The sequence below is a fragment of the Pontixanthobacter gangjinensis genome (assembly GCF_009827545.1).
In the GTDB taxonomy this organism is placed as follows: domain Bacteria; phylum Pseudomonadota; class Alphaproteobacteria; order Sphingomonadales; family Sphingomonadaceae; genus Pontixanthobacter; species Pontixanthobacter gangjinensis.
Genome location: NZ_WTYS01000001.1, coordinates 967,775 through 986,707, shown reverse-complemented (window position 1 = coordinate 986,707; position 18,933 = coordinate 967,775). Strand labels below are relative to the sequence as shown.

Here is an 18,933-nt window from a genome sequence, read left to right as displayed (position 1 = left end):
GATTAGCTGCGCCCGGTCAATCGAGATTGGGCCGCAGATACCGTTCTGCCGTGGAAAGGTCGATATTGCGCCGCTGGGCGTAGTCTTCCAGCTGGTCGCGTCCGATCCGTGCCACGCCGAAATACGCAGCTTCAGGATGGCCGAAATAGAAACCGCTAACTGCCGAAGTCGGCCACATCGCAAAATTCTCCGTCAACGAAATGCCCGTATTCGCCTCTGCATCGAGCAGATCGAACAATATCGGTTTTAGACTATGATCGGGGCAAGCGGGATAGCCCGGTGCGGGCCGTATGCCGCGATACTGTTCCTTAATCAGCGCTTCATTGGTCAGCTGCTCACCCGGCGCATAACCCCACAGATCGGTGCGGACGTGCTGGTGCAGGCGTTCGGCAAAGGCTTCGGCAAACCGGTCAGCTAACGCTTTGAGCAGAATATCCGAATAATCATCATTATCAGCTTTGAAACGGGCAATATGTTCGTCGATTCCGTGGATACCGACCGCAAACCCGCCGATCCAATCGCCTGCCGGGTCGATGAAATCCGCTAGGCACATATTGGCGCGGTCGCGCGATTTCTTGACCTGTTGGCGCAGGAACGGAAGCAAGACATGCTCCTCGCGGTTCACGCGGTGGATGGTCACATCGTCGCCATCGCGCGCGCAGGGCCAGAAGCCACATACGCCCTTGGCAGTCAGCCATTTCTCCTTGACGATTTTATCGAGCATTTCCTGCGCATCGGCAAATAGGCTGCGGGCGGTTTCACCCACGACTTCATCCCGCAGTATCGCCGGATAATTGCCGTGCAATTCCCAAGCGCGGAAGAAGGGCGTCCAGTCGATCACTTCGCGCAAATCGGCGAGCGACCAATCTTCAAACGCATGCACGCCTGGCTCTAGCGGCGGCGCGGCCTTGTCACTTAGATACGCGTCATAATAATTGGCTCGTGCATCTTCGAGGCTGAGCAACTCGCTCTGCCCCTTGCCTGCACGAACATCGCGGACATGCTGATATTCGGCGGCAGTTCCGGTGACGAAATCATCGCGCAGGGTATCGGACAGCAGCTTGCTTGCCACACCGACCGCACGGCTGGCATCGAGCACATGGATCACCGGCCCGTCATAGGACCCGTCAATCCGCAGTGCTGTGTGAACCTTGCTGGTGGTCGCACCGCCGATCAGCAGCGGCATGGTCATTCCGGCGCGTTGCATTTCTTCTGCAACGGTGACCATTTCATCGAGCGAGGGCGTAATCAGGCCCGAAAGACCGATTATATCGGCCTTCTCGGTTATCGCCGTTTCAAGGATTTTGGTCCACGGCACCATCACACCCAGATCCACTACCTCATACCCGTTACATTGCAGTACAACGCCAACGATATTTTTGCCAATATCATGAACATCACCCTTGACGGTAGCCATGATGATCTTGCCCTTGGCCTTGCGGTCTTCCTCCGCCAGCAGATCCTTCTCAGCCTCGATAAAGGGGATCAGATGAGCGACCGCCTTCTTCATCACGCGCGCTGATTTGACCACTTGCGGCAGGAACATTTTGCCGCTGCCGAACAGATCGCCTACGACATTCATCCCGTCCATCAGCGGGCCTTCAATTACCTGGATCGGCCGGCCACCAGCGGCTTCGATGGCGCTGCGCATTTCCTCAGTGTCAGAAACGATGTCGGCATCGATCCCCTTGACCAGCGCATGTTCGAGCCGCTTTTCCACCGCCCAACCGCGCCATTCAGCGGCTTGTTTCTCTGCGACCGGATCGCGGCCTTTGTAACTTTCAGCAAGATTGATCAGCCGTTCGGTCGCGCTCTCCTCACCTTCAACCGGGCGCATCAGGATCACATCCTCGCACGCCTCGCGCAGAACCGGATCAATCTGGTCATAGACATCAAGCTGCCCCGCATTGACGATCGCCATATCAAGACCCGCCGGGATCGCGTGATAGAGAAACACCGAGTGCATTGCGCGGCGCACGGTTTCGTTGCCGCGAAAGCTGAAAGAAAGATTGGACAGCCCGCCCGATGTCTTGGCAAGAGGGCAATTGGCTTTGATCTCGCGGACAGCTTCGATGAAGTCGAGCCCGTATCGATCATGCTCCTCTATGCCGGTGGCAACCGCGAAAATATTGGGGTCGAAGATAATATCCTCGGGCGGAAAGCCGATGCCAGTCAGCAATTTATAAGCGCGGCTGCAAATTTCGACCTTGCGCTGCTTGGTGTCGGCCTGTCCGGTTTCATCGAACGCCATCACCACCACCGCCGCGCCGTAATCCATGCATTTGCGCGCTTGGTCGAGAAATTGCTCCTCGCCTTCTTTCATCGAAATTGAATTGACGATCGGCTTTCCCGAAACGCATTTCAGCCCAGCCTCGATAACATCCCATTTGGAACTGTCGATCATCAAAGGAACGCGGGCAATATCGGGTTCGGCAGCAATCAGTTTCAAGAATGTCGTCATGGCGTGAACCGCATCTAGCAGCCCCTCGTCCATATTGACGTCGATTACCTGAGCGCCGTTTTCAACTTGCTCCCGCGCGACTTCGACAGCGGATGCATAATCATCAGCCATGATCAGTTTTTTAAACCGGGCAGAGCCGGTTACATTGGTGCGTTCGCCAATATTAACGAATTGCGCGGTGCTAGGCTGGGTCATTATGCAGCAATCGTAAACGGTTCGAGGCCCGCAAGGCGCATCTTGGTATCGCGCCCGGGCATTTTTCGGGGCGATAGCCCCTCGACGGCTTTGGCAATGGCGGCAATGTGGTCGGGCGTTGACCCGCAGCAGCCGCCAAGGACGTTGACCTGTTCTTTTTCGGCCCATTCGCGGACCAGCGATGCGGTGGTAGCGGGGGCCTCGTCATATTCGCCAAGCTCATTGGGCAGGCCTGCATTCGGGTAGGCCAGCAGCAGCGTGTCGGCAATTTTACTGAGCAATTGCACATGCGGGCGAAGCTGCTCTGCGCCGAAACTGCAATTGAGGCCGATAGTTACCGGATTGGCGTGGCGCACGGCATACCAAAACGCCTCTACAGTATGGCCCGAAAGGTTGCGCCCAGATAGATCGGTCAGCGTCATCGAAAGCATGATCGGCACATCGCGGCCCAGCTCGCGTTCCAATTGTTTGACCGCCATGATGCCGGCTTTGGCATTCAACGTATCAAAAATTGTTTCGATCAGAATGAAATCCGCACCGCCTTCAACCAACGCTGCGGCCTGCTCGTGATAAACGGAGGTCAGATAATCAAAATCAATTTCGCGAAAACCGGGGTCTTCGACATCGGGGCTGAGCGAAAGCGTCTTGTTGGTCGGGCCGATTGCGCCTGCAACAAAGCGTGGACGGCCATCATTCCCTTCGAATGTATCGGCAAGACGCCGAGCAATCTGGGCAGATGCAAAGTTAATTTCCTTCACCAGACTTTCGGCCGCATAATCCGCCTGGCTAATCACATTGGCGGAGAAGGTGTTGGTCGAAATTACATCCGATCCGGCGTCGAGATAGGCGCGGGTAATATCCTCGATCACTTCGGGACAGGTCAGCGCCAAAATATCATTATTACCCTTCTGGTCGGCCTCCAGACCCAGATCACCTGCATAATCTGCTTCGGACAATTTCCGGTCCTGAATTTGCGTGCCGAACGCTCCGTCGAAAATTAGCACGCGTTTGGCGGCTTCAGCGTTCAAACTCTCGCGCGCTGTTGGGAGGGCGGTCATTGGGGGCCTTTCTTCGGGCGCATGCCCAGCATGTGACAGATCGCATAGGCGAGATCGGCTCGGTTCAATGTGTAGAAATGGAAATCCCGTACACCGCCAGCATAGAGGCGGCGGCAGAGTTCAGCGGCGACGGTCGCTGCGACCAATTGGCGAGCAGCAGGGCGTTCATCCAGACCGTCAAACAGACCATCCATCCATGGCGGGATCTTCGCGCCGCACGCCCCAGCGAATTTGCGAGCCTGCGCAACATTGGTAACCGGCAGAATGCCCGGCAATATCGGCGCGTTAATGCCTTTGGCCGCCACAGCATCGCGAAACCGAAAAAATGTATCGGCAGAGAAGAAGAACTGGCTGATCGCTCGGGTCGCGCCTGCATCCAACTTGCGTTTCAAATTGTCGAGATCGCTTTGCGGGCAATCAGCGTCAGGATGTGTTTCGGGATAGGCCGCGACCGAAATTTCAAAATCCGCGATTTCTCTCAGACCTGAAACCAAATCAGCAGCACTCTTATAGCCGTCAGGGTGCGGCACGAAGGGGGCGCCTGGTTCACCCGCATCGCCGCGCAAAGCGACAATATGGCGTACGCCAGCCTCCCAATATTGCTCCGCCACTTCGCGAATTTCGGCCTTGCTCGCATCGACGCAGGTCAGATGCGCGGCGGCGGGAAGCCCTGCCTCGCCAATAATCCGCGCGACGGTGTTGTGAGTGCGTTCACGGGTAGAGCCGCCCGCTCCATAGGTCACCGATACAAAACTGGGGTGAAGCGGGGCGAGTTCTTGCACCGCCGCCCATAACTTCTCCTCCATCTTTTCCGTTTTCGGCGGAAAAAACTCGAATGACGCGTTGATATCACCCGGGAGCCCGGAGAACAGCGGAGTGTCAAGCGCAGTCACTGCTTCACGCATTTGATCCAACGGCATAATCGAAGGGGTACTCATGATGCGACTTTCCTTGTGTCCGTCGCTACTGGAAGACCCAGACGGGTGCCGAGCCAGATTTTGACAGTCAATTCGCCTTCATCGAGCGCAATCGGTTTTTCTGGCTGATATCCCGCTTCGCGCAACAATTCTTTGATCGCCTTATCGGAAAAACCCAGCCGGACATGCGCGTGTTTGTCGCGCAGATCTTCGCGCTGATGCGCGGCAAAATCGACAATCGCAATTCGGCCTTCGGGACGGGTGACACGCGCTGCCTCGGCCAGCGCCGCTGCTGGATCTTGCGCGAAATGCAGCACTTGATGGAGCAGGACTGTATCAAACCGGTGCGCCTGAAACGGCAAGGTCAGAAAATCACCCTGCACCAATTCGACCGAGTCAGCGGGAAGGTTCTGTAATTTCGCCCGAGCCACCCGCAACATATCGAGGCTTTTGTCGAGCGCGATCACACGATCCGCCATGGGCGCGAACAATTCGGCCATTCTGCCGCTGCCGGTGCCAATGTCCAGCATTTGCCCGAGGTGTTGCTCGCCCAGTGCTTCCAACAGACGATCTTCAACAATTTGGTCAGCACTGTGAAGTTTGCGCAATTCGTCCCATTCTTCGGCATGGACAGCGAAATACTCAGCCGCGCTGTGTTCACGCGCACCACGGATATTGGCAAGTTGGCGGCGATCATCGGCGCACATCGTCGCAAATTCGGTATCTTCACGTTCTGCGATGGCAAGCAATCGGGCCACCGCTTCTCCAATCGCGGTTCCGCGCTCGCTGCCTGCGCATGATCGCAGGAAAACCCAGCTTCCTTCACGATGGCGCTCGGCCAAGCCCGCGTCGCATAGGATTGCTACATGCCGTGAAACTCGGGGCTGGCTTTGCCCTAAGACCTGCGCCAATTCACCCACCGCCAGCTCCATTGCCGAAAGTAGCCGCATAATGCGCAATCTGGTCGGGTCAGCCAGTGCCCGCATGGTCATTTCGATCATCATGCTGAATGGCATATAAAGATATTGTTATATCCGCAAGGGCGTTCCGCATTTGTTTGGATATTTCGCATGGTGTGCTAGCCACGCATCAAAGAAGCAAAAGAAAGCACTTCTATGAAATATGTTCAATTCGGCGGCACCGGCCTGACTGTATCGAAGCTTTGCCTTGGCTGCATGAGTTTTGGTGATGCGGCTGCCGAAGGGCACGATTGGGCGATGGATTTGGACAGTTCACGCCCAATGATCCGGCAAGCGCTGGAAGCGGGCATCAATTTCTTTGATACGGCCAATGCATATTCGGGAGGAACATCCGAAGAATATGTCGGCACGCTGCTAAGGGAAATGGCCAAACGCGACGAGATTGTGATCGCTACAAAAGCCTTCTTCCGCTGGCGGCAGGCCCCCAATACTGGCGGTCTGTCGGCCAAGGCGTTGATGCACGCGGTTGATGACAGCCTGCGCCGCCTTAGAACCGATTACATTGACCTCTACCAGATCCACCGGCTCGATCCGCAAACCCCGATGGAAGAAATTGTCGAAACACTGGATGCCATCGTTAGGTCGGGCAAAGTCCGCTATATTGGCGCTTCATCAATGTATGCGTGGCAATTTCAGAAAATGCTGCACATCGCGCAGCAGGCGGGCCTCAAGCGGTTCATCTCAATGCAGAATTACGTAAATCTTCTCTACCGCGAGGAAGAGCGGGAAATGCTGCCACTTTGCGCCGACCAAGGCATTGCGGTCATGCCTTGGAGCCCGATGGCACGGGGGAAATTGACCCGGCCATGGGAAAGCACAACCGAACGATCGGAAAGCGATCTGGTCGGGAAGGCACTCTATGCCCGGACACAGGAAAATGACCAGCAGGTGGTTGAAACCGTATACGCGCTTGCCAAAGAACGCGGCCTTCCAATGGCGCAGATTGCCCTGGCTTGGCTTTTGCATAAGCCCGAAGTCACCAGCCCGATTATTGGTGCAACCAAGCCCAAACATATAGAAGATGCAGTCGCAGCGCTGGAAGTGACGCTTTCTGAACAAGAGATCAAACGCCTCGAAGCGCCCTACGCTCCGCATCCGATTATGGGGCTTTTCGCAATGCCGGCTGCGGATCTCAAGGTGACCGTGAACGGCTGAATTCAACCCCGGCGCACGCTGCCGCGATGCAGCAGGCGAACGGGCACGCGGCGCTCGGCGGCTTCGTCTTCGCCCAAAACTGTGCGCACCAACATCGCGCCAGCGACATCGAAATCCGGCTCGATCGAGGTCAAAGGCGGATTGCTGTGCTGGCCCGCGCGGATACCGTCAAAACCGACAATCGAACATGATTTTGGCACTTCTATGCCGCGTGCGTGCAGTTCTTCGAGCGCGCCCAGAGCCATGGAATCGCAGGCGACAAACAATCCGTCAAATTTGGTACCATTTTCAACCAACTGCGCGATCGCATCACGCCCTTGCTGCTCCCTATCAAGCGCATCATCCACTGGTTGTATATGCGGTATTAGACCCTGTTTTTGCAGCGCCGCCTCATAGCCTTCATACCGTTCGCGAAATTGCTGTTGGGGTGAGTCGATTGTGCCGATATGAACGATATTGCTGCATCCCGCAGCCATCAGTTCCTTCGCCGCAATAATCCCGCCTTCATAATTATCCGATCTGACCCACTCCAGATCGCCAAATGGCGAACCCCAAAAGGCAACGGCTCGCCCGTCGCTGGCCAGCTCACGGAAATACTCCCACGCGGGTTCGTTCACTGTGGTCCCGATAACGATCAGGCCGTCTGCTTGGCCACGTTCTTCATATTTGCCGAAGAATTGGTCTGCCTCGGATTGGAACGACACCAAAGTCTCGAGACCTTGCGCAGCCGCTGCCGCACATACGCTACCAAGCAACGAAAAATAGAATGGGTTGACGTCGCTGGCAGCTTCTTCCGGTCGCCCAATCACAACCACGGCCAATGTGCCCGTTTTGCCGCGTCGCAAACGGGCTGCGCGTTCATCCACGACATAGCCAAGCTCTTCCGCCGCCTTCATAACTTTGGCCCGAGTAGCCTCCGTTATCGCGCTTGATCCAGCAAGGGCACGCGACACGGTTGACTGGCTAACGCCAGCGCGTTCAGCAACATCAAATGACGTCACACGGTAGCGCGCTTTGCGATCCGTCATATGCCTCTCCCCTTCTTTAAAGAGTGCATATCACCAATCATGAGGCATCGGGCAACCCCGAAGCCACTACATTGGCGGCGCTGGACAGTATTTCGCGAGATATTCCTGATGAGAAGGCATATGATGGACGACGAATTTGATCGACTTCTCAATCTCATCAAATTCAGTTCTCAACTTGGGCATTTCCAGGGTATCCGCAACTGGGCTGTGTCCATTCATTGCAATACCTTGCCCCATCATCACTGCGGTCCAGCTGGATTCAGTAAACAGTTCGTCATCCTCGCGGAAGATTTGACCATTGGCCTTAAACAGTTCGACCTTTTCGGTCAGACTGTCAGGCACAGACATTGTCCGGCAATAATTCCAAAACTCGGAGTCGTCTCGGGTGGTGGAATTGTAATGCAAAATCAGAAAATCGCGGATCCGCTCGTATTCCTTGCCCGTGAAACGGTTGAATGCGTCCTCTTGCGTTTGGGTGATGCCGTCTAACGAAGCAACCGCGATCAGTTTATTGATACCAGTGTTAATCAGATGAATTGACGTCGATTCAAGCGGCTCCATAAAACCCGCCGCCAGCCCCAGCGCAACGACGTTCTTATTCCAGAATTTTTTCCGCCTGCCCGTTACAAACCGGAGAAAATTGGGCTCTGCGGTTGGCTTACCAGCCAGATTGCCGACAAGAATATCATGCGCTTCATCATCATCCATAAACTCGCTGCAATAGACATGGCCGTTTCCGTTCCGATGCTGAAGCGGCACCTGCCATTGCCAACCGGCAGAATGGGCCGTTGCCTTGGTAAATGGAGACGGAGGGCTGCCATCGTCGCGATTACACGGCAAAGCGACAGCGCGATTGCACGGCAGATAATGTGACCAATCCTCGTATCCGGTACCCAGTGCCTGCTCGATCAATAAGCCGCGAAAACCGGAGCAATCGACGAACAGATCACCGGATATCACTGTTCCATCGTCCATGGTAACCGAATCAACAAAACCGCTTTCATTATTCAGGGTCACATCGGCAACGCGCCCCTCTCGCCGAACGACCCCCCGCTGTTCGGCATAAGCGCGAAGGAATTGTGCGTAGCGGGTCGCGTCGAGATGATAGGCATAGTTTATCGGCGGCAAATCATCGCGCTGATAGTCTTTAGTTCGGGCAAATTTGCCAAAATAGGCGGCCATAGTTTCTAGGTTGAAGACCTGAATCGGCCTTTTATCCCCGCCGGCCTGAAAACGGTGCCATACTTGGTGGAAGGAAATCCCACCCATACCATACCCATAGCCACCGAATGGGTGGATATAGCTGTCACCTTGCTTACCCCAATTCGAAAACTGGATCCCCAGCTTGAAGGTGGCCTGACACGCAGCCATCATCTCTGCTTCGTCGATTTCGAGTAGATTGTTGAATTCGATGAAAGGAGGGATCGTCGCCTCGCCAACGCCGACTGTTCCTATCTGTTCGGATTCCACCAGAGTGATATTCACATCATTGCCTGCCTTAAGGCGTGACAAAGCAGATGCCGCCATCCAGCCCGCAGTACCCCCACCAACGATAACGATATTCTTAATGGGCATAATGAAGTCCTCTTCTACTCAATCTGGCTGCAGTGTGGCGGCCTAAATGGCGAGCGATTCGATTGGCGATGTCGCGGCGATATGCTGAATTATCCAATTGTGACAATTCTACAACTGAAAGCTGATTTCTGGCGCTCTTCATCCGTCAGACTCGGCCTGCAAATGAACTTTTCTCAGACAAAGTCTCGGGCAAGAGGCCGATATTCCCTCGTCTGCAGAGCACCCAAAAACCCCCAAATTCCAACAATTTCAATCTCTCTGCAACCTAAATGCTTTCATCCGAAGCGGTAAGAAACAAGCCTTTCAATTACCACCTCCTCGGCAAATTGTGAACGTTCATTTTAATCTTGTGAACGCTCACAATTTTGCGTAACCAATGATGGAACACATACGTTTTAGATATGAGTCGATATCAACCTGGGAGGGTCCTTTGTCACGCAAACTCTATAATACTACATGCCGTCAAACCATGCGGAAAATCGCGCTTGGTACTGCATCATCGATTGCAATGACCATGGCAATGGGGGGCAATGCCCTCGCACAAACAGCCAATGCAGAAGAGCCTGCCGACGAGACTGTCGTCGAAGACGAAAACATTATCGTCGTCAGCGGGTTCCGCGCTTCGCTTGAAAACGCGCAGAATATTAAGCGCAATGCCGACACCTTCGTCGATGCCATTACATCGGAAGACATTGGCGCCCTCCCCGACCGTTCCGTTGCAGAAGCTTTGCAGCGCGTCCCAGGCGTTAATATCGGTCGCTTTGAGAAAACCACTGATCCAGATCGCTTTTCCGTAGAGGGAACCGGGGTCATCATCCGCGGCTTGCCATTTGTCCGTTCGGAACTGAATGGCCGTGACATCTTCTCGGCAACGGGAGGCACCGTACTATCCTTCAATGACGTTTCCCCAGAACTGCTGGGCCGCGTCGAAGTTTACAAAAACGTCACTGCGGATATGATTGACGGCGGCATCGCCGGTACGGTCAATCTCGTCACTCGGAAGCCGCTCGACAATCCTGGCCTAAAGATTGCTGGATCTATTGAAGCAAACTACGGCGATTTGGCTGAGGAATGGTCGCCCGGATTTTCCGGCATCATTTCGAATACTTGGGAAACTAGCGGCGGTAGCCAGTTTGGCCTCCAGCTTGGTTATGCCAAGTCTGAGCTTGTCAGCCGCACCGATGCATCGCAGCTGCAAGATCCTTGCTACCGTGCTGACACCCTTGACGGCAGCTGCCTCCGGGCGCGTGATGTCGGCTCTGGCGGCTTTGGTGGCTCCAACTTTGACGAGACAAACTTTCCGCCTGCCGGGACCGTTATCGTACCGAAGGGCGCAGGTGTCCGGACAACCGGCCTCGAACGTGACCGTGAAGCATTCTCGGCAATCGGTCAGTTTGAAAGCGGTGATGGACGGCTTGTTGCCACTTTCGAATATTTGCGTTCGGAAACGCAGTTTTTCACTGATGAATATTTCATGCAGGCGCTGGTCAATAACGATGCCGGCTTCCCTGTCCAAGCCAATGGCAGCACATGGACGTTCGATGAAAGCGGCATCTTCCAGACAGGTGTCTTAACCCAAACCAGTGGTGACTCCTTCTTCTCCCCATGGGGTGGCTTGCCCACGGAACTGGTCCGATTCCAGCGGGGAACCGAGGCGACGACCGAAGATTTCTCTTTCGACGCTAAGTTCGCGCCAACGGACCGTTTGCGTTTCGACTTCGAGATCCAACATATTGGCTCGACCTTGCGCCAGGATTCGATCATTGGTGCCATGAACACATTCTCAGATCTGCGCATCGACAACACCGGTAAGACGCCGGCGGTCGAGTTCATCCTGCCCGCAGGTGCGCCTGAAGGCATCTATGGCAGCCCAGAATACACGTATTACTGGTTCCTGCTGGATAGCCGGGCCCGCAATGAAGGTGAGCTCGATAGCGTTCGCTTCGATGCCGAATACGACATTAGCGATGATGGCTTCTTCAAGAGTGCGAAATTCGGGACCCGCTGGGCGGAGCGCGATCGCACCACCCGCGATACAAATTTCCAGAACTGGGGAACGCTTGGTGCGCCTTGGACCGGCCGCGACGGCGCATGGGGCAATAGCGGCCCGAACGAGCCGCTTGCTGGTGCCCGTCCGTACGGCAATTGTTGCGGCGCTGGCGGGGCTTACCCAATCGACTTCCCCGATGCTTCGGCGTTCCGCACTCCTTTCGGTGACAATTTCCAACGCGGCAATGCGCCGCTTCCGATCGAAAATGGCGGCGGCTATTTCTTTGGCGGCGATGACTTCCTTGGTGAGTATCTGGACGGAACAACCACTGCTCAGGGCCAAGCGATAACTGCATTCAGCTTCCCCAACTTCTTGGGTGAACAATGGACGCCTCTACCGGCCGAATTTACTGATGGCCAAACCTCAGCCGTCGAAGAATTGACAAAGGCCGCCTACGCTCGCGTCGATTTCGGCAGCACATTTGACAACGGCATGGACCTAAGCGGCAATTTTGGCGTGCGCTATGTCCACACTACGGTGAAAAGCGGCGGGGTAATTGCACTGCCTGATCCCGCGCAATTCGACGATCCGACTCGGAATGCTGGCGGCAATGGAGATGGAATTGTCCAGGCCTCCGAGCTTCAGTTCACTTGCGATAATAATCCAAACCCGACCTCGCAAATTGGCTATTGTGGACTTTCGAGTGCACGGCTTGCGGAATTTGCCTCTGCCTTCACTGGCGAGGTGATCATCGATGATCGGGACATCACCTTCGATCACTGGCTTCCAAGCTTTAACGCTAAACTTGACGTGGGCGGTGGGTTGCTGTTCCGCGTTGCAGCCTCAAAGGGCATTTCTCGCCCAGATCTGGCGCTGTTCCGTGCTGGCGGCGTAGTTGGCGACAATACCGGCGACCTACTGGCTGATGGTACGCTAGAAACCGGGCCGTTGTTCCAACTGTTCACCGGCAACCGGAATGTTCAGGCAACCACTGCGTGGAATTACGATCTTTCAGCGGAATGGTACTTCGATACGGTTGGATCGATCACCGTATCCGCCTTCCTGAAGGATATTAAAGGGATCGTCAGTAGCGGTATCAACTCAGTAGATTATCCATCTTCGAATGGTGATGTTGAGGTTGAAGTCAACGGCCCAAGCAATGAACTCGGCGGAACGCTGAAAGGTGTCGAAATCGCCTACCAGCAGACTTACGACTTCTTACCAGGTCTGCTCAGCGGACTCGGTTCGCAATTCACCTACACTTATGTGGACGCTGGTGATTTCAGCAACGCTGACCTGATCGGCAACCGAGGCACCTTCGCTTCACAGCAACCGCTACAGGGCGTTTCGAAGCACACGGTCAATGCGACGGTGTTCTACGAAAAGGGTCCTTTGGCAATGCGTGCCGCGTACAATTGGCGCTCGGACTTCCTGATAACGCCGCGCGACGATATCTTCCCGTTCTCGCCAATCTGGCAGGAAAGCACCGGGCAGTTGGATGCATCCATTTTCTACGCTGTGACCGACAGCATCAAACTGGGCGTACAAGGCGTTAACCTGCTTGATGAAGTGACACGCACTACGCAGGTTGTGGATTTTGATGGCACACGCCTCACCCGCTCAGCCTTCCGGAACGACCGACGCTTCACTTTCTTGGCGCGTTTCGACTTCTAACGCGCAAGATACTGCCTCAAAAACCATGCGGGCTCTTGTTTTGAACAAGGGCCCGCTTTTGGTTTGAGCCCAGCCACGGCCATGAAACGATCCAAAATTCTGGGGCGAATTCCATTATTGCTAGCTAGATCGGATAATTCACCATGAAATCCAGACTTCTCTCACTTACCCTCGCCCCCGCTATCGGAGCCTTAGCCGCCTGCTCCCCTGAAGAGCCCGGGCCGGTGAAGATTATCGAGACAGTGACGCTGAACGAGACTGGCACCGGCTATGCCCCGCTCTCTGAGAATGGATGGACACTGGCATGGTCTGATGAATTTTCTGGTGAAGCGATTGATGGCGATAAATGGGGCCTCGATGTCGATTGCTGGGGTGGCGGCAATCAAGAGCGTCAATGCTATACTGATAGCACCGAAAACGCATCGATAGTTGACGGAAAGCTGGTCATCACGGCGCGCAAACAAGAAATGACCGGCCCTGCACTGCCAGCCCATATGCGCGCAGCCGCCGAAGACCCTGATGCCACGCAGACCAAACCTTTCACTTCCGCTCGTTTGGTAACGCGCGGTAAAGCGGCGTGGAAATATGGCTGGATCGAAGTTCGGGCGAAACTGCCGCAAGGGCAAGGCACTTGGCCAGCTATCTGGATGCTGCCCGAAACTAACGCTTATGGAACATGGGCACGGTCTGGCGAGATCGATATAATGGAAGCGGTTAATCTGGGGACAGAATGCGCAGAATGCCCAGGCGGTAAGGAAAACACCATTCTGGGGACGCTGCATTTTGGTGATCTTTGGCCAAATAACTCGCTCAACAGCACCGAAGTTGCACAGCCCGGTTCGCTGGATGATTTCCACACATACAGTCTGATCTGGAGCGAAGGAAAAATGACCTGGCTTGTCGACGGCACAATATTTGCGGTTAAGGAAGCTGGTGATTGGTCGACGGCAGCAACGGATGAACCGAATGCACCTTTCGACCAAGCTTTTCATCTAATCCTCAATCTTGCGATTGGCGGCGGCTTGCCAGAGGAAAGGGGCCTCAAAGGCGTGTCCGAGGAAGGTTTCCCCAAGGAGTTTGAGATCGACTACGTGCGCGTCTGGCAATGCGATACAGAAGTCGCTAGCGATGGCGCTTGTCCGACTGAGGGGGGCTGAAAACAATGGCACGTCGGCGCAAAGCCGTCACGATCAAGCATGTCGCAGCCGATGCAGGCGTCTCCCTGCAAACGGTTAGCCGTGTCATTAACAATGAAGCCAATGTCCGCCCTCAGATGAGGGAGCGGGTCCAGCAATCCATCGACCGACTGGGCTACATCCCGTCTATTGCCGCGCAACGTATGAGCGGATCGCGATCCTATCTCATACTGGCTCTGAACGACCGTGAGCGGACAATCGAGGACTGGCGTGCCCGCCAAGGTTCTGACTGGGTCGACCAAATGTTGCTCGGCGGAATGCTCAAGTGCGCTGAATACGGCTACCGGCTGATTTTCGAACTGGTCGATACCCATAATGACCATGTCGAACGCGAATTGAAGGCCGCGATTGCTGCACTGCAACCAGACGGTGTGATTCTGACACCGCCCCACTCTGACAATCGGCTGATCACTAGCCTGTTAAGCGCCCATAATATCCCGTTCGCCCAAATCGGGTCGGAGGGTGCCGGCGGCGGGATCCCGCTCATCATGGGCGACCACGACGCTGCGCGGCTCGCTACCCAGCACCTGATTGACCTTGGTCATAGCAGGATTGGCTTCATCACCGGCTCGTCGGAATATCTACTCAGCGATTGGCGAACAGCCGGTTGGCAAGCGGCGATGGACGCTGCGGGACTTCCGGTAGATGGGCTGTCTGAGCAAGGTGATTTTACTTACCAGTCAGGCACGGCGGCAGCGGAGCATTTGTTGGACCGCAACCCATGCGTTACCGCCATCTTGGCCAGCAATGATCAGATGGCATTGGCGACTCTGGAACTTGCCCGGCAACGCGGATTGAGAGTACCGGAAGACCTGTCGATCATAAGCTTCGACAACACTCCGGCTGTCCTGCATGCTCAACCGCCGATGACCGCAATTGATCAGCCCGTTGCTGCGACCACTTCGCGTGCAGTTGAGTTGATTATCGCGTCGAAGAGAGGTGAACAGCTACCTGACGGGCCCACCATAGTTCCTGCCCAGCTGATCGAGCGCGGCTCTACAGCACGACCAGCAAAAGTCAGCGCCTGACGAGTGGAACGAAATCGGCAGACCTACCGATTTCTTCTCCTTTACGCGCTTGCGGCGGCGGGCGGCGCAATCGCGTATGTTCCGTTCCTAACCATTTTGCTGCCAATGCGCATTACCGACATCGGCGGAAGCAATGATGTTGAGTGGTTGGCCTATGTAACTTTCGCTGGGGCCGTTACTGCAAGCTTGGCCAATATCCTGTTTGGATGGCTCAGCGACTTGACCCGAAACCGCAAATATTGGGTCATTGGCGGGTTGATTGGTTCATCGCTGCTGCTCACCGCAATGTCACAAGTCAAAAGCATCGAGATGATGATCGTGCTGGTGGTCGTTTGGCAATTCGCGCTCAATATGATGCTATCCCCGCTTGCAGCATGGGCAGGAGATTGTGTGCCCGACAGCCAGAAGGGCATGCTCGGAGGATTGCTGTCCTTCTCTCCAGCGATGGGTGCCATGGCGGCGGCATTAATTACCTATCCGGGCTTGGCATCACAGGATACGCGGCTGCTTATTGTGGCAAGCATGGTTACCATCTGCGTTTTGCCAGCAATCTTATTCGGTGCCCCGAAGAAATTTCCGGAACTCGAAAGCTCGCCTCAGAATACCGCCCCATCAGAACCTGTTTCCTCAATCGCGCGGAGCACAATATTGCGGATGTGGGTCGCTCGGTTACTGATCCAGATTTCAGAAGCCGCCCTGTTTGCTTATCTCTATTTCTGGTTCCGCTCGATTGACGGAAGCATGACCGACAGCAATGTTGCGCGAATTTTTAGTGTGATTTTGGTTGGCTCCATTCCACTGGCCCTCATTGTCGGGCGCTGGGCTGACCGGACCAACCGGCCAATCGTTCCTTTGCCTGTCAACGCCGCTTTGGCTGGCATCGGCCTACTCGCAATGGCACTTTCAAATTCGCTGGAAACCGCAATAGGTGGCTATGTGCTGTTCGGCCTGACAAGCGCGGTGTTCCTCGCGCTTCATACTAGCCAGACGCTGCGCGTTTTACCCAAGCCTGAAAGACGCGGCCGGGATCTTGGCATTTTCAATCTGACCAACACTGGTCCCTCACTGGTCGTCCCTTGGCTCACGCTCGCGCTTGTTCCGCTATTCGGCTTCTCATCCCTGTTTTTCCTCCTGGCCGGACTCGCCTTTCTAGCCTCCTTGTTGCTGATACGCCTGCCCAAGATTAGCTAGGCGCTTGCTTTTGCTTGACCTCGGTGTAGAACGATTTTGAGAACGTTCACACAGAGCGGCTTGAAGAGGATGGAATGAGAGTCAAACTTACAACTTTGGCATGCACATTTGCGTTGGCAGCGTGCAGCTATAACCCCGAACTCCAAACTCAGATTCCGGCTGTAGCCGATGACAGCAGCGTAGTACCTGCGGCGTCATCGGATGATACGGTTGGCGATCGGGCTGTTGAGCAGATCCTCGCGCAAATGTCGCTTGAGCGTAAGATTGCTCAGCTGATTCAGCCACAGATCAATTCCTTCACCGCTGATGATATGCGCCGCTACCGCTTTGGCAGCTATCTCAATGGCGGAAATGGCGGCCCCTACGGCGACGAATTCGCGCCTGCATCCGAATGGCTCAAACTGGCAGACGAAATGTGGGAAGCCTCGACTGCGCCGCTACCCGCTGGCGAGCCTGCCATCCCGACCATATGGGGTACCGATGCAGTTCACGGCCATACCAACGTCAAACAGGCTACAATTTTTCCGCATAATATTGCGCTGGGAGCAACACGCGATGCCGATCTGGTGCGGCGGATTGGTGCAGCCACTGCGACCGAAATTGAAGTAACCGGGATTGATTGGAACTTTTCTCCGACAGTCGCCATTGCTCGCGATGATCGCTGGGGCCGGACCTATGAAAGCTATTCGGAGCAACCGAAATTGGTTGCCGAAATGGGCGCGGCTCTGGTTGAAGGATTGCAAGGGACGCCGGGCGAAGATGACTATCTCGGCAAAGGCCGTGTCATTGCAACAGCGAAGCACTTTTTTGCCGATGGCGGCACCGATCAAGGTGTCGATCAAGGTGATGTGAACGGCGATATTGATGCGCTCAAGAGTATTCACGTTGTTCCCTACCCTGCTGCAATCTCGGCTGGTGTCGAAACGATCATGGCGAGTTTCAACTCGATCAACGGCATTAAAATGCACGGCAATAAGGAATTGCTGACGGACGTGCTGCGCGGGGATCTAGGATTCGAAGGTTTGGTCGTCGGCGATTGGAACGCGCATGGCCAGATTGAAGGTTGCACCGTGTCAGATTGCGCACAAGCGCTGCTTGCGGGTCTCGATATCTATATGGTGCCTGATGATTGGAAGGCGCTTCATGCCAATCTGGTAAGTCAGGTACAGAACGGGACAATCCCGATGTCGCGTATCGACGAAGCTGTCACCAGGGTTTTGCGCGTCAAATACCATGCCGGACTGCTCGGACCCGACGCTGCCAAACCATCCGCACGGCCCAATGCGGGCAAATATGACATGCTCGGCTCAGCCTCTCATCGCGCAATCGCGCGCGAAGCAGTCGCAAAATCGCAGGTTATTTTGAAAAATAATGGCGTGCTCCCGGTTAAGCCGGGCGCTTCAATCCTTGTCGCGGGTGCCAATGCGGACAGCGTTGCACAATCTGCGGGAGGGTGGACACTGACTTGGCAAGGCGGGCTTGAGCTCACCAATGATTACTTCCCCGGTGCGACTTCGATATGGGCAGGTCTGGAAGACGCCGCAAAGGAAGCTGGCGGTTCTGCCGTACTGTCTGAAGACGGTAGCTACACCGCCAAACCTGATGTCGCTATCGTGGTGTTCGGTGAAGAGCCCTATGCGGAATTCGTTGGCGATAAAAAGACCTTGGTGTTTGCCGATGAGGAGGGGCTTGAGCTTCTGAAGAAATTCGAAGCCGAAGGAATTCCGGCAGTCGCAATATTCCTCTCCGGTCGTCCACTTTGGATGAACCGTGAGATTAATGCTGCCGATGCGTTTGTTGCTTCATGGCTACCTGGCAGCGAAGGGGCGGGCATCGCGGACATCCTCTATGGAAAGCGCGAAGCCACAGGCCGCTTGTCGTTCAGCTGGCCAGCAACTTGCGGTGGGGCGCCCCTGAACGGCTCCGAAGGCGCTCTATTCACAGTCGGCTCGGGCCGGTCGCTGGGCGATACCGCTCCGCTTGCAAAACTCGATGAAACCTGCGGCTATCTGACCGAAGCAAAATCTGCCGTCTGGTATGATCTGGGCCGTTTGTCGACGGGCATTGCTGCAAGCGCAAATGGCATCAATCTGGTCAATCTACGTGGCGAAGGTGGCGGCATTGTTGCTCGCGGCTTTGACTATCAGCGGCAAGAAGATGCCCGCGAAGTCACCTTTGGCCCCGGCGCAACGCTCTCTTTCGCCCAACAAGGCGAAGGCGAGGGGGATTACCGCATTCTCTATAATTTGGGGGCACAACCTGCTGGAAAGGTAACTTTGACAGTTGGCAACACTCCGATTGATATAACCCCGCAATTGCGGCTGAGCGCCGGAAAAGGCTGGCGGGAAATGATCGTTACCGAAGACTGCGCGCCGCAGCTGGGAAATTCAATTTCAATAACTAGCGACGCGCCGATGACGATCACTATCGCGAGAATAGCAAGACAAGACATGCCAGAAGGAGCGCAGTGCTCGTTCTAAAACCT

Annotated in this window: 12 protein-coding genes; 6 read left to right on the top strand and 6 right to left on the bottom strand. The window is 55.2% G+C overall.

Annotation, left to right across the window (positions count from 1 at the left end; translation table 11 throughout):
* Positions 1-16: 16 nt before the first annotated feature.
* The 4 genes from metH to GRI36_RS04640 are packed head-to-tail and all read right to left on the bottom strand — an operon-like array spanning position 17 to position 5,635.
* A complete protein-coding gene (metH, locus tag GRI36_RS04655; RefSeq protein ID WP_160597398.1) occupies positions 17-2,656 on the bottom strand; it encodes a methionine synthase in 2,640 nt (879 codons plus the stop codon).
* A complete protein-coding gene (locus GRI36_RS04650; protein WP_160597397.1) occupies positions 2,656-3,714 on the bottom strand; it encodes a homocysteine S-methyltransferase family protein in 1,059 nt (352 codons plus the stop codon). Before GRI36_RS04650 ends, metH begins: the two co-directional genes overlap by 1 nt.
* Positions 3,711-4,652, bottom strand: coding sequence for a methylenetetrahydrofolate reductase [NAD(P)H] (gene metF, locus GRI36_RS04645; RefSeq protein WP_160597396.1), 942 nt, complete (start codon positions 4,650-4,652; stop codon positions 3,711-3,713). The genes GRI36_RS04650 and metF overlap by 4 nt, the downstream gene beginning before the upstream one ends.
* Positions 4,649-5,635, bottom strand: a complete 987-nt coding sequence (locus GRI36_RS04640; protein ID WP_160597395.1) for an ArsR/SmtB family transcription factor — start codon at positions 5,633-5,635, stop codon at positions 4,649-4,651. Before GRI36_RS04640 ends, metF begins: the two co-directional genes overlap by 4 nt.
* Before the next feature lie 111 nt (positions 5,636-5,746).
* Between GRI36_RS04640 and GRI36_RS04635 the strand changes: the two genes are divergently transcribed.
* Positions 5,747-6,766: an aldo/keto reductase gene (locus tag GRI36_RS04635; protein WP_160597394.1), complete on the top strand. Its 1,020-nt coding sequence runs from the start codon at positions 5,747-5,749 to the stop codon at positions 6,764-6,766.
* A gap of 2 nt (positions 6,767-6,768) precedes the next feature.
* Here the strand turns inward: GRI36_RS04635 and GRI36_RS04630 are convergent, their stop codons facing one another.
* Entirely contained in the window at positions 6,769-7,794 is a 1,026-nt protein-coding gene (locus GRI36_RS04630) for a LacI family DNA-binding transcriptional regulator (protein ID WP_160597393.1), read from the bottom strand.
* A 66-nt stretch (positions 7,795-7,860) separates the two neighbouring features.
* Positions 7,861-9,369, bottom strand: a complete 1,509-nt coding sequence (locus GRI36_RS04625) for a tryptophan halogenase family protein (RefSeq protein ID WP_160597392.1) — start codon at positions 9,367-9,369, stop codon at positions 7,861-7,863.
* Positions 9,370-9,838: 469 nt separating this feature from the next.
* Between GRI36_RS04625 and GRI36_RS04620 the strand changes: the two genes are divergently transcribed.
* The 5 genes from GRI36_RS04620 (at position 9,839) to GRI36_RS04600 (ending at position 18,928) form a co-directional block, all read left to right on the top strand.
* Positions 9,839-13,033, top strand: a complete 3,195-nt coding sequence (locus GRI36_RS04620; protein ID WP_160597391.1) for a TonB-dependent receptor — start codon at positions 9,839-9,841, stop codon at positions 13,031-13,033.
* 143 nt (positions 13,034-13,176) lie between these two features.
* The gene (locus GRI36_RS04615) at positions 13,177-14,190 is read left to right on the top strand and encodes a glycoside hydrolase family 16 protein (RefSeq protein ID WP_160597390.1); all 1,014 of its coding nucleotides are present in this window, start codon (positions 13,177-13,179) and stop codon (positions 14,188-14,190) included.
* 5 nt (positions 14,191-14,195) lie between these two features.
* Positions 14,196-15,257, top strand: a complete 1,062-nt coding sequence (locus tag GRI36_RS04610) for a LacI family DNA-binding transcriptional regulator (RefSeq protein ID WP_160597389.1) — start codon at positions 14,196-14,198, stop codon at positions 15,255-15,257.
* A gap of 3 nt (positions 15,258-15,260) precedes the next feature.
* A complete protein-coding gene (locus GRI36_RS04605; protein WP_160597388.1) occupies positions 15,261-16,448 on the top strand; it encodes an MFS transporter in 1,188 nt (395 codons plus the stop codon).
* Between the two features lie 74 nt (positions 16,449-16,522).
* On the top strand, positions 16,523-18,928 hold the full coding sequence (locus GRI36_RS04600) for a glycoside hydrolase family 3 protein (RefSeq protein ID WP_235902163.1): 2,406 nt from the start codon (positions 16,523-16,525) through the stop codon (positions 18,926-18,928).
* The last annotated feature ends 5 nt before the right edge of the window (positions 18,929-18,933 follow it).

What these genes read in the sequence shown, in the direction of transcription:
- metH (WP_160597398.1), bottom strand. Translation starts at nt 2,656, where the DNA reads ATGACCCAGCCTAGCACCGCGCAATTCGTTAATATTGGCGAACGCACC.
- GRI36_RS04610 (WP_160597389.1), top strand. Translation starts at nt 14,196, where the DNA reads ATGGCACGTCGGCGCAAAGCCGTCACGATCAAGCATGTCGCAGCCGAT.
- GRI36_RS04630 (WP_160597393.1), bottom strand. Translation starts at nt 7,794, where the DNA reads ATGACGGATCGCAAAGCGCGCTACCGTGTGACGTCATTTGATGTTGCT.
- GRI36_RS04600 (WP_235902163.1), top strand. Translation starts at nt 16,523, where the DNA reads ATGAGAGTCAAACTTACAACTTTGGCATGCACATTTGCGTTGGCAGCG.
- GRI36_RS04620 (WP_160597391.1), top strand. Translation starts at nt 9,839, where the DNA reads ATGCGGAAAATCGCGCTTGGTACTGCATCATCGATTGCAATGACCATG.
- GRI36_RS04625 (WP_160597392.1), bottom strand. Translation starts at nt 9,369, where the DNA reads ATGCCCATTAAGAATATCGTTATCGTTGGTGGGGGTACTGCGGGCTGG.
- metF (WP_160597396.1), bottom strand. Translation starts at nt 4,652, where the DNA reads ATGAGTACCCCTTCGATTATGCCGTTGGATCAAATGCGTGAAGCAGTG.
- GRI36_RS04635 (WP_160597394.1), top strand. Translation starts at nt 5,747, where the DNA reads ATGAAATATGTTCAATTCGGCGGCACCGGCCTGACTGTATCGAAGCTT.
- GRI36_RS04615 (WP_160597390.1), top strand. Translation starts at nt 13,177, where the DNA reads ATGAAATCCAGACTTCTCTCACTTACCCTCGCCCCCGCTATCGGAGCC.
- GRI36_RS04640 (WP_160597395.1), bottom strand. Translation starts at nt 5,635, where the DNA reads ATGATGATCGAAATGACCATGCGGGCACTGGCTGACCCGACCAGATTG.
- GRI36_RS04650 (WP_160597397.1), bottom strand. Translation starts at nt 3,714, where the DNA reads ATGACCGCCCTCCCAACAGCGCGCGAGAGTTTGAACGCTGAAGCCGCC.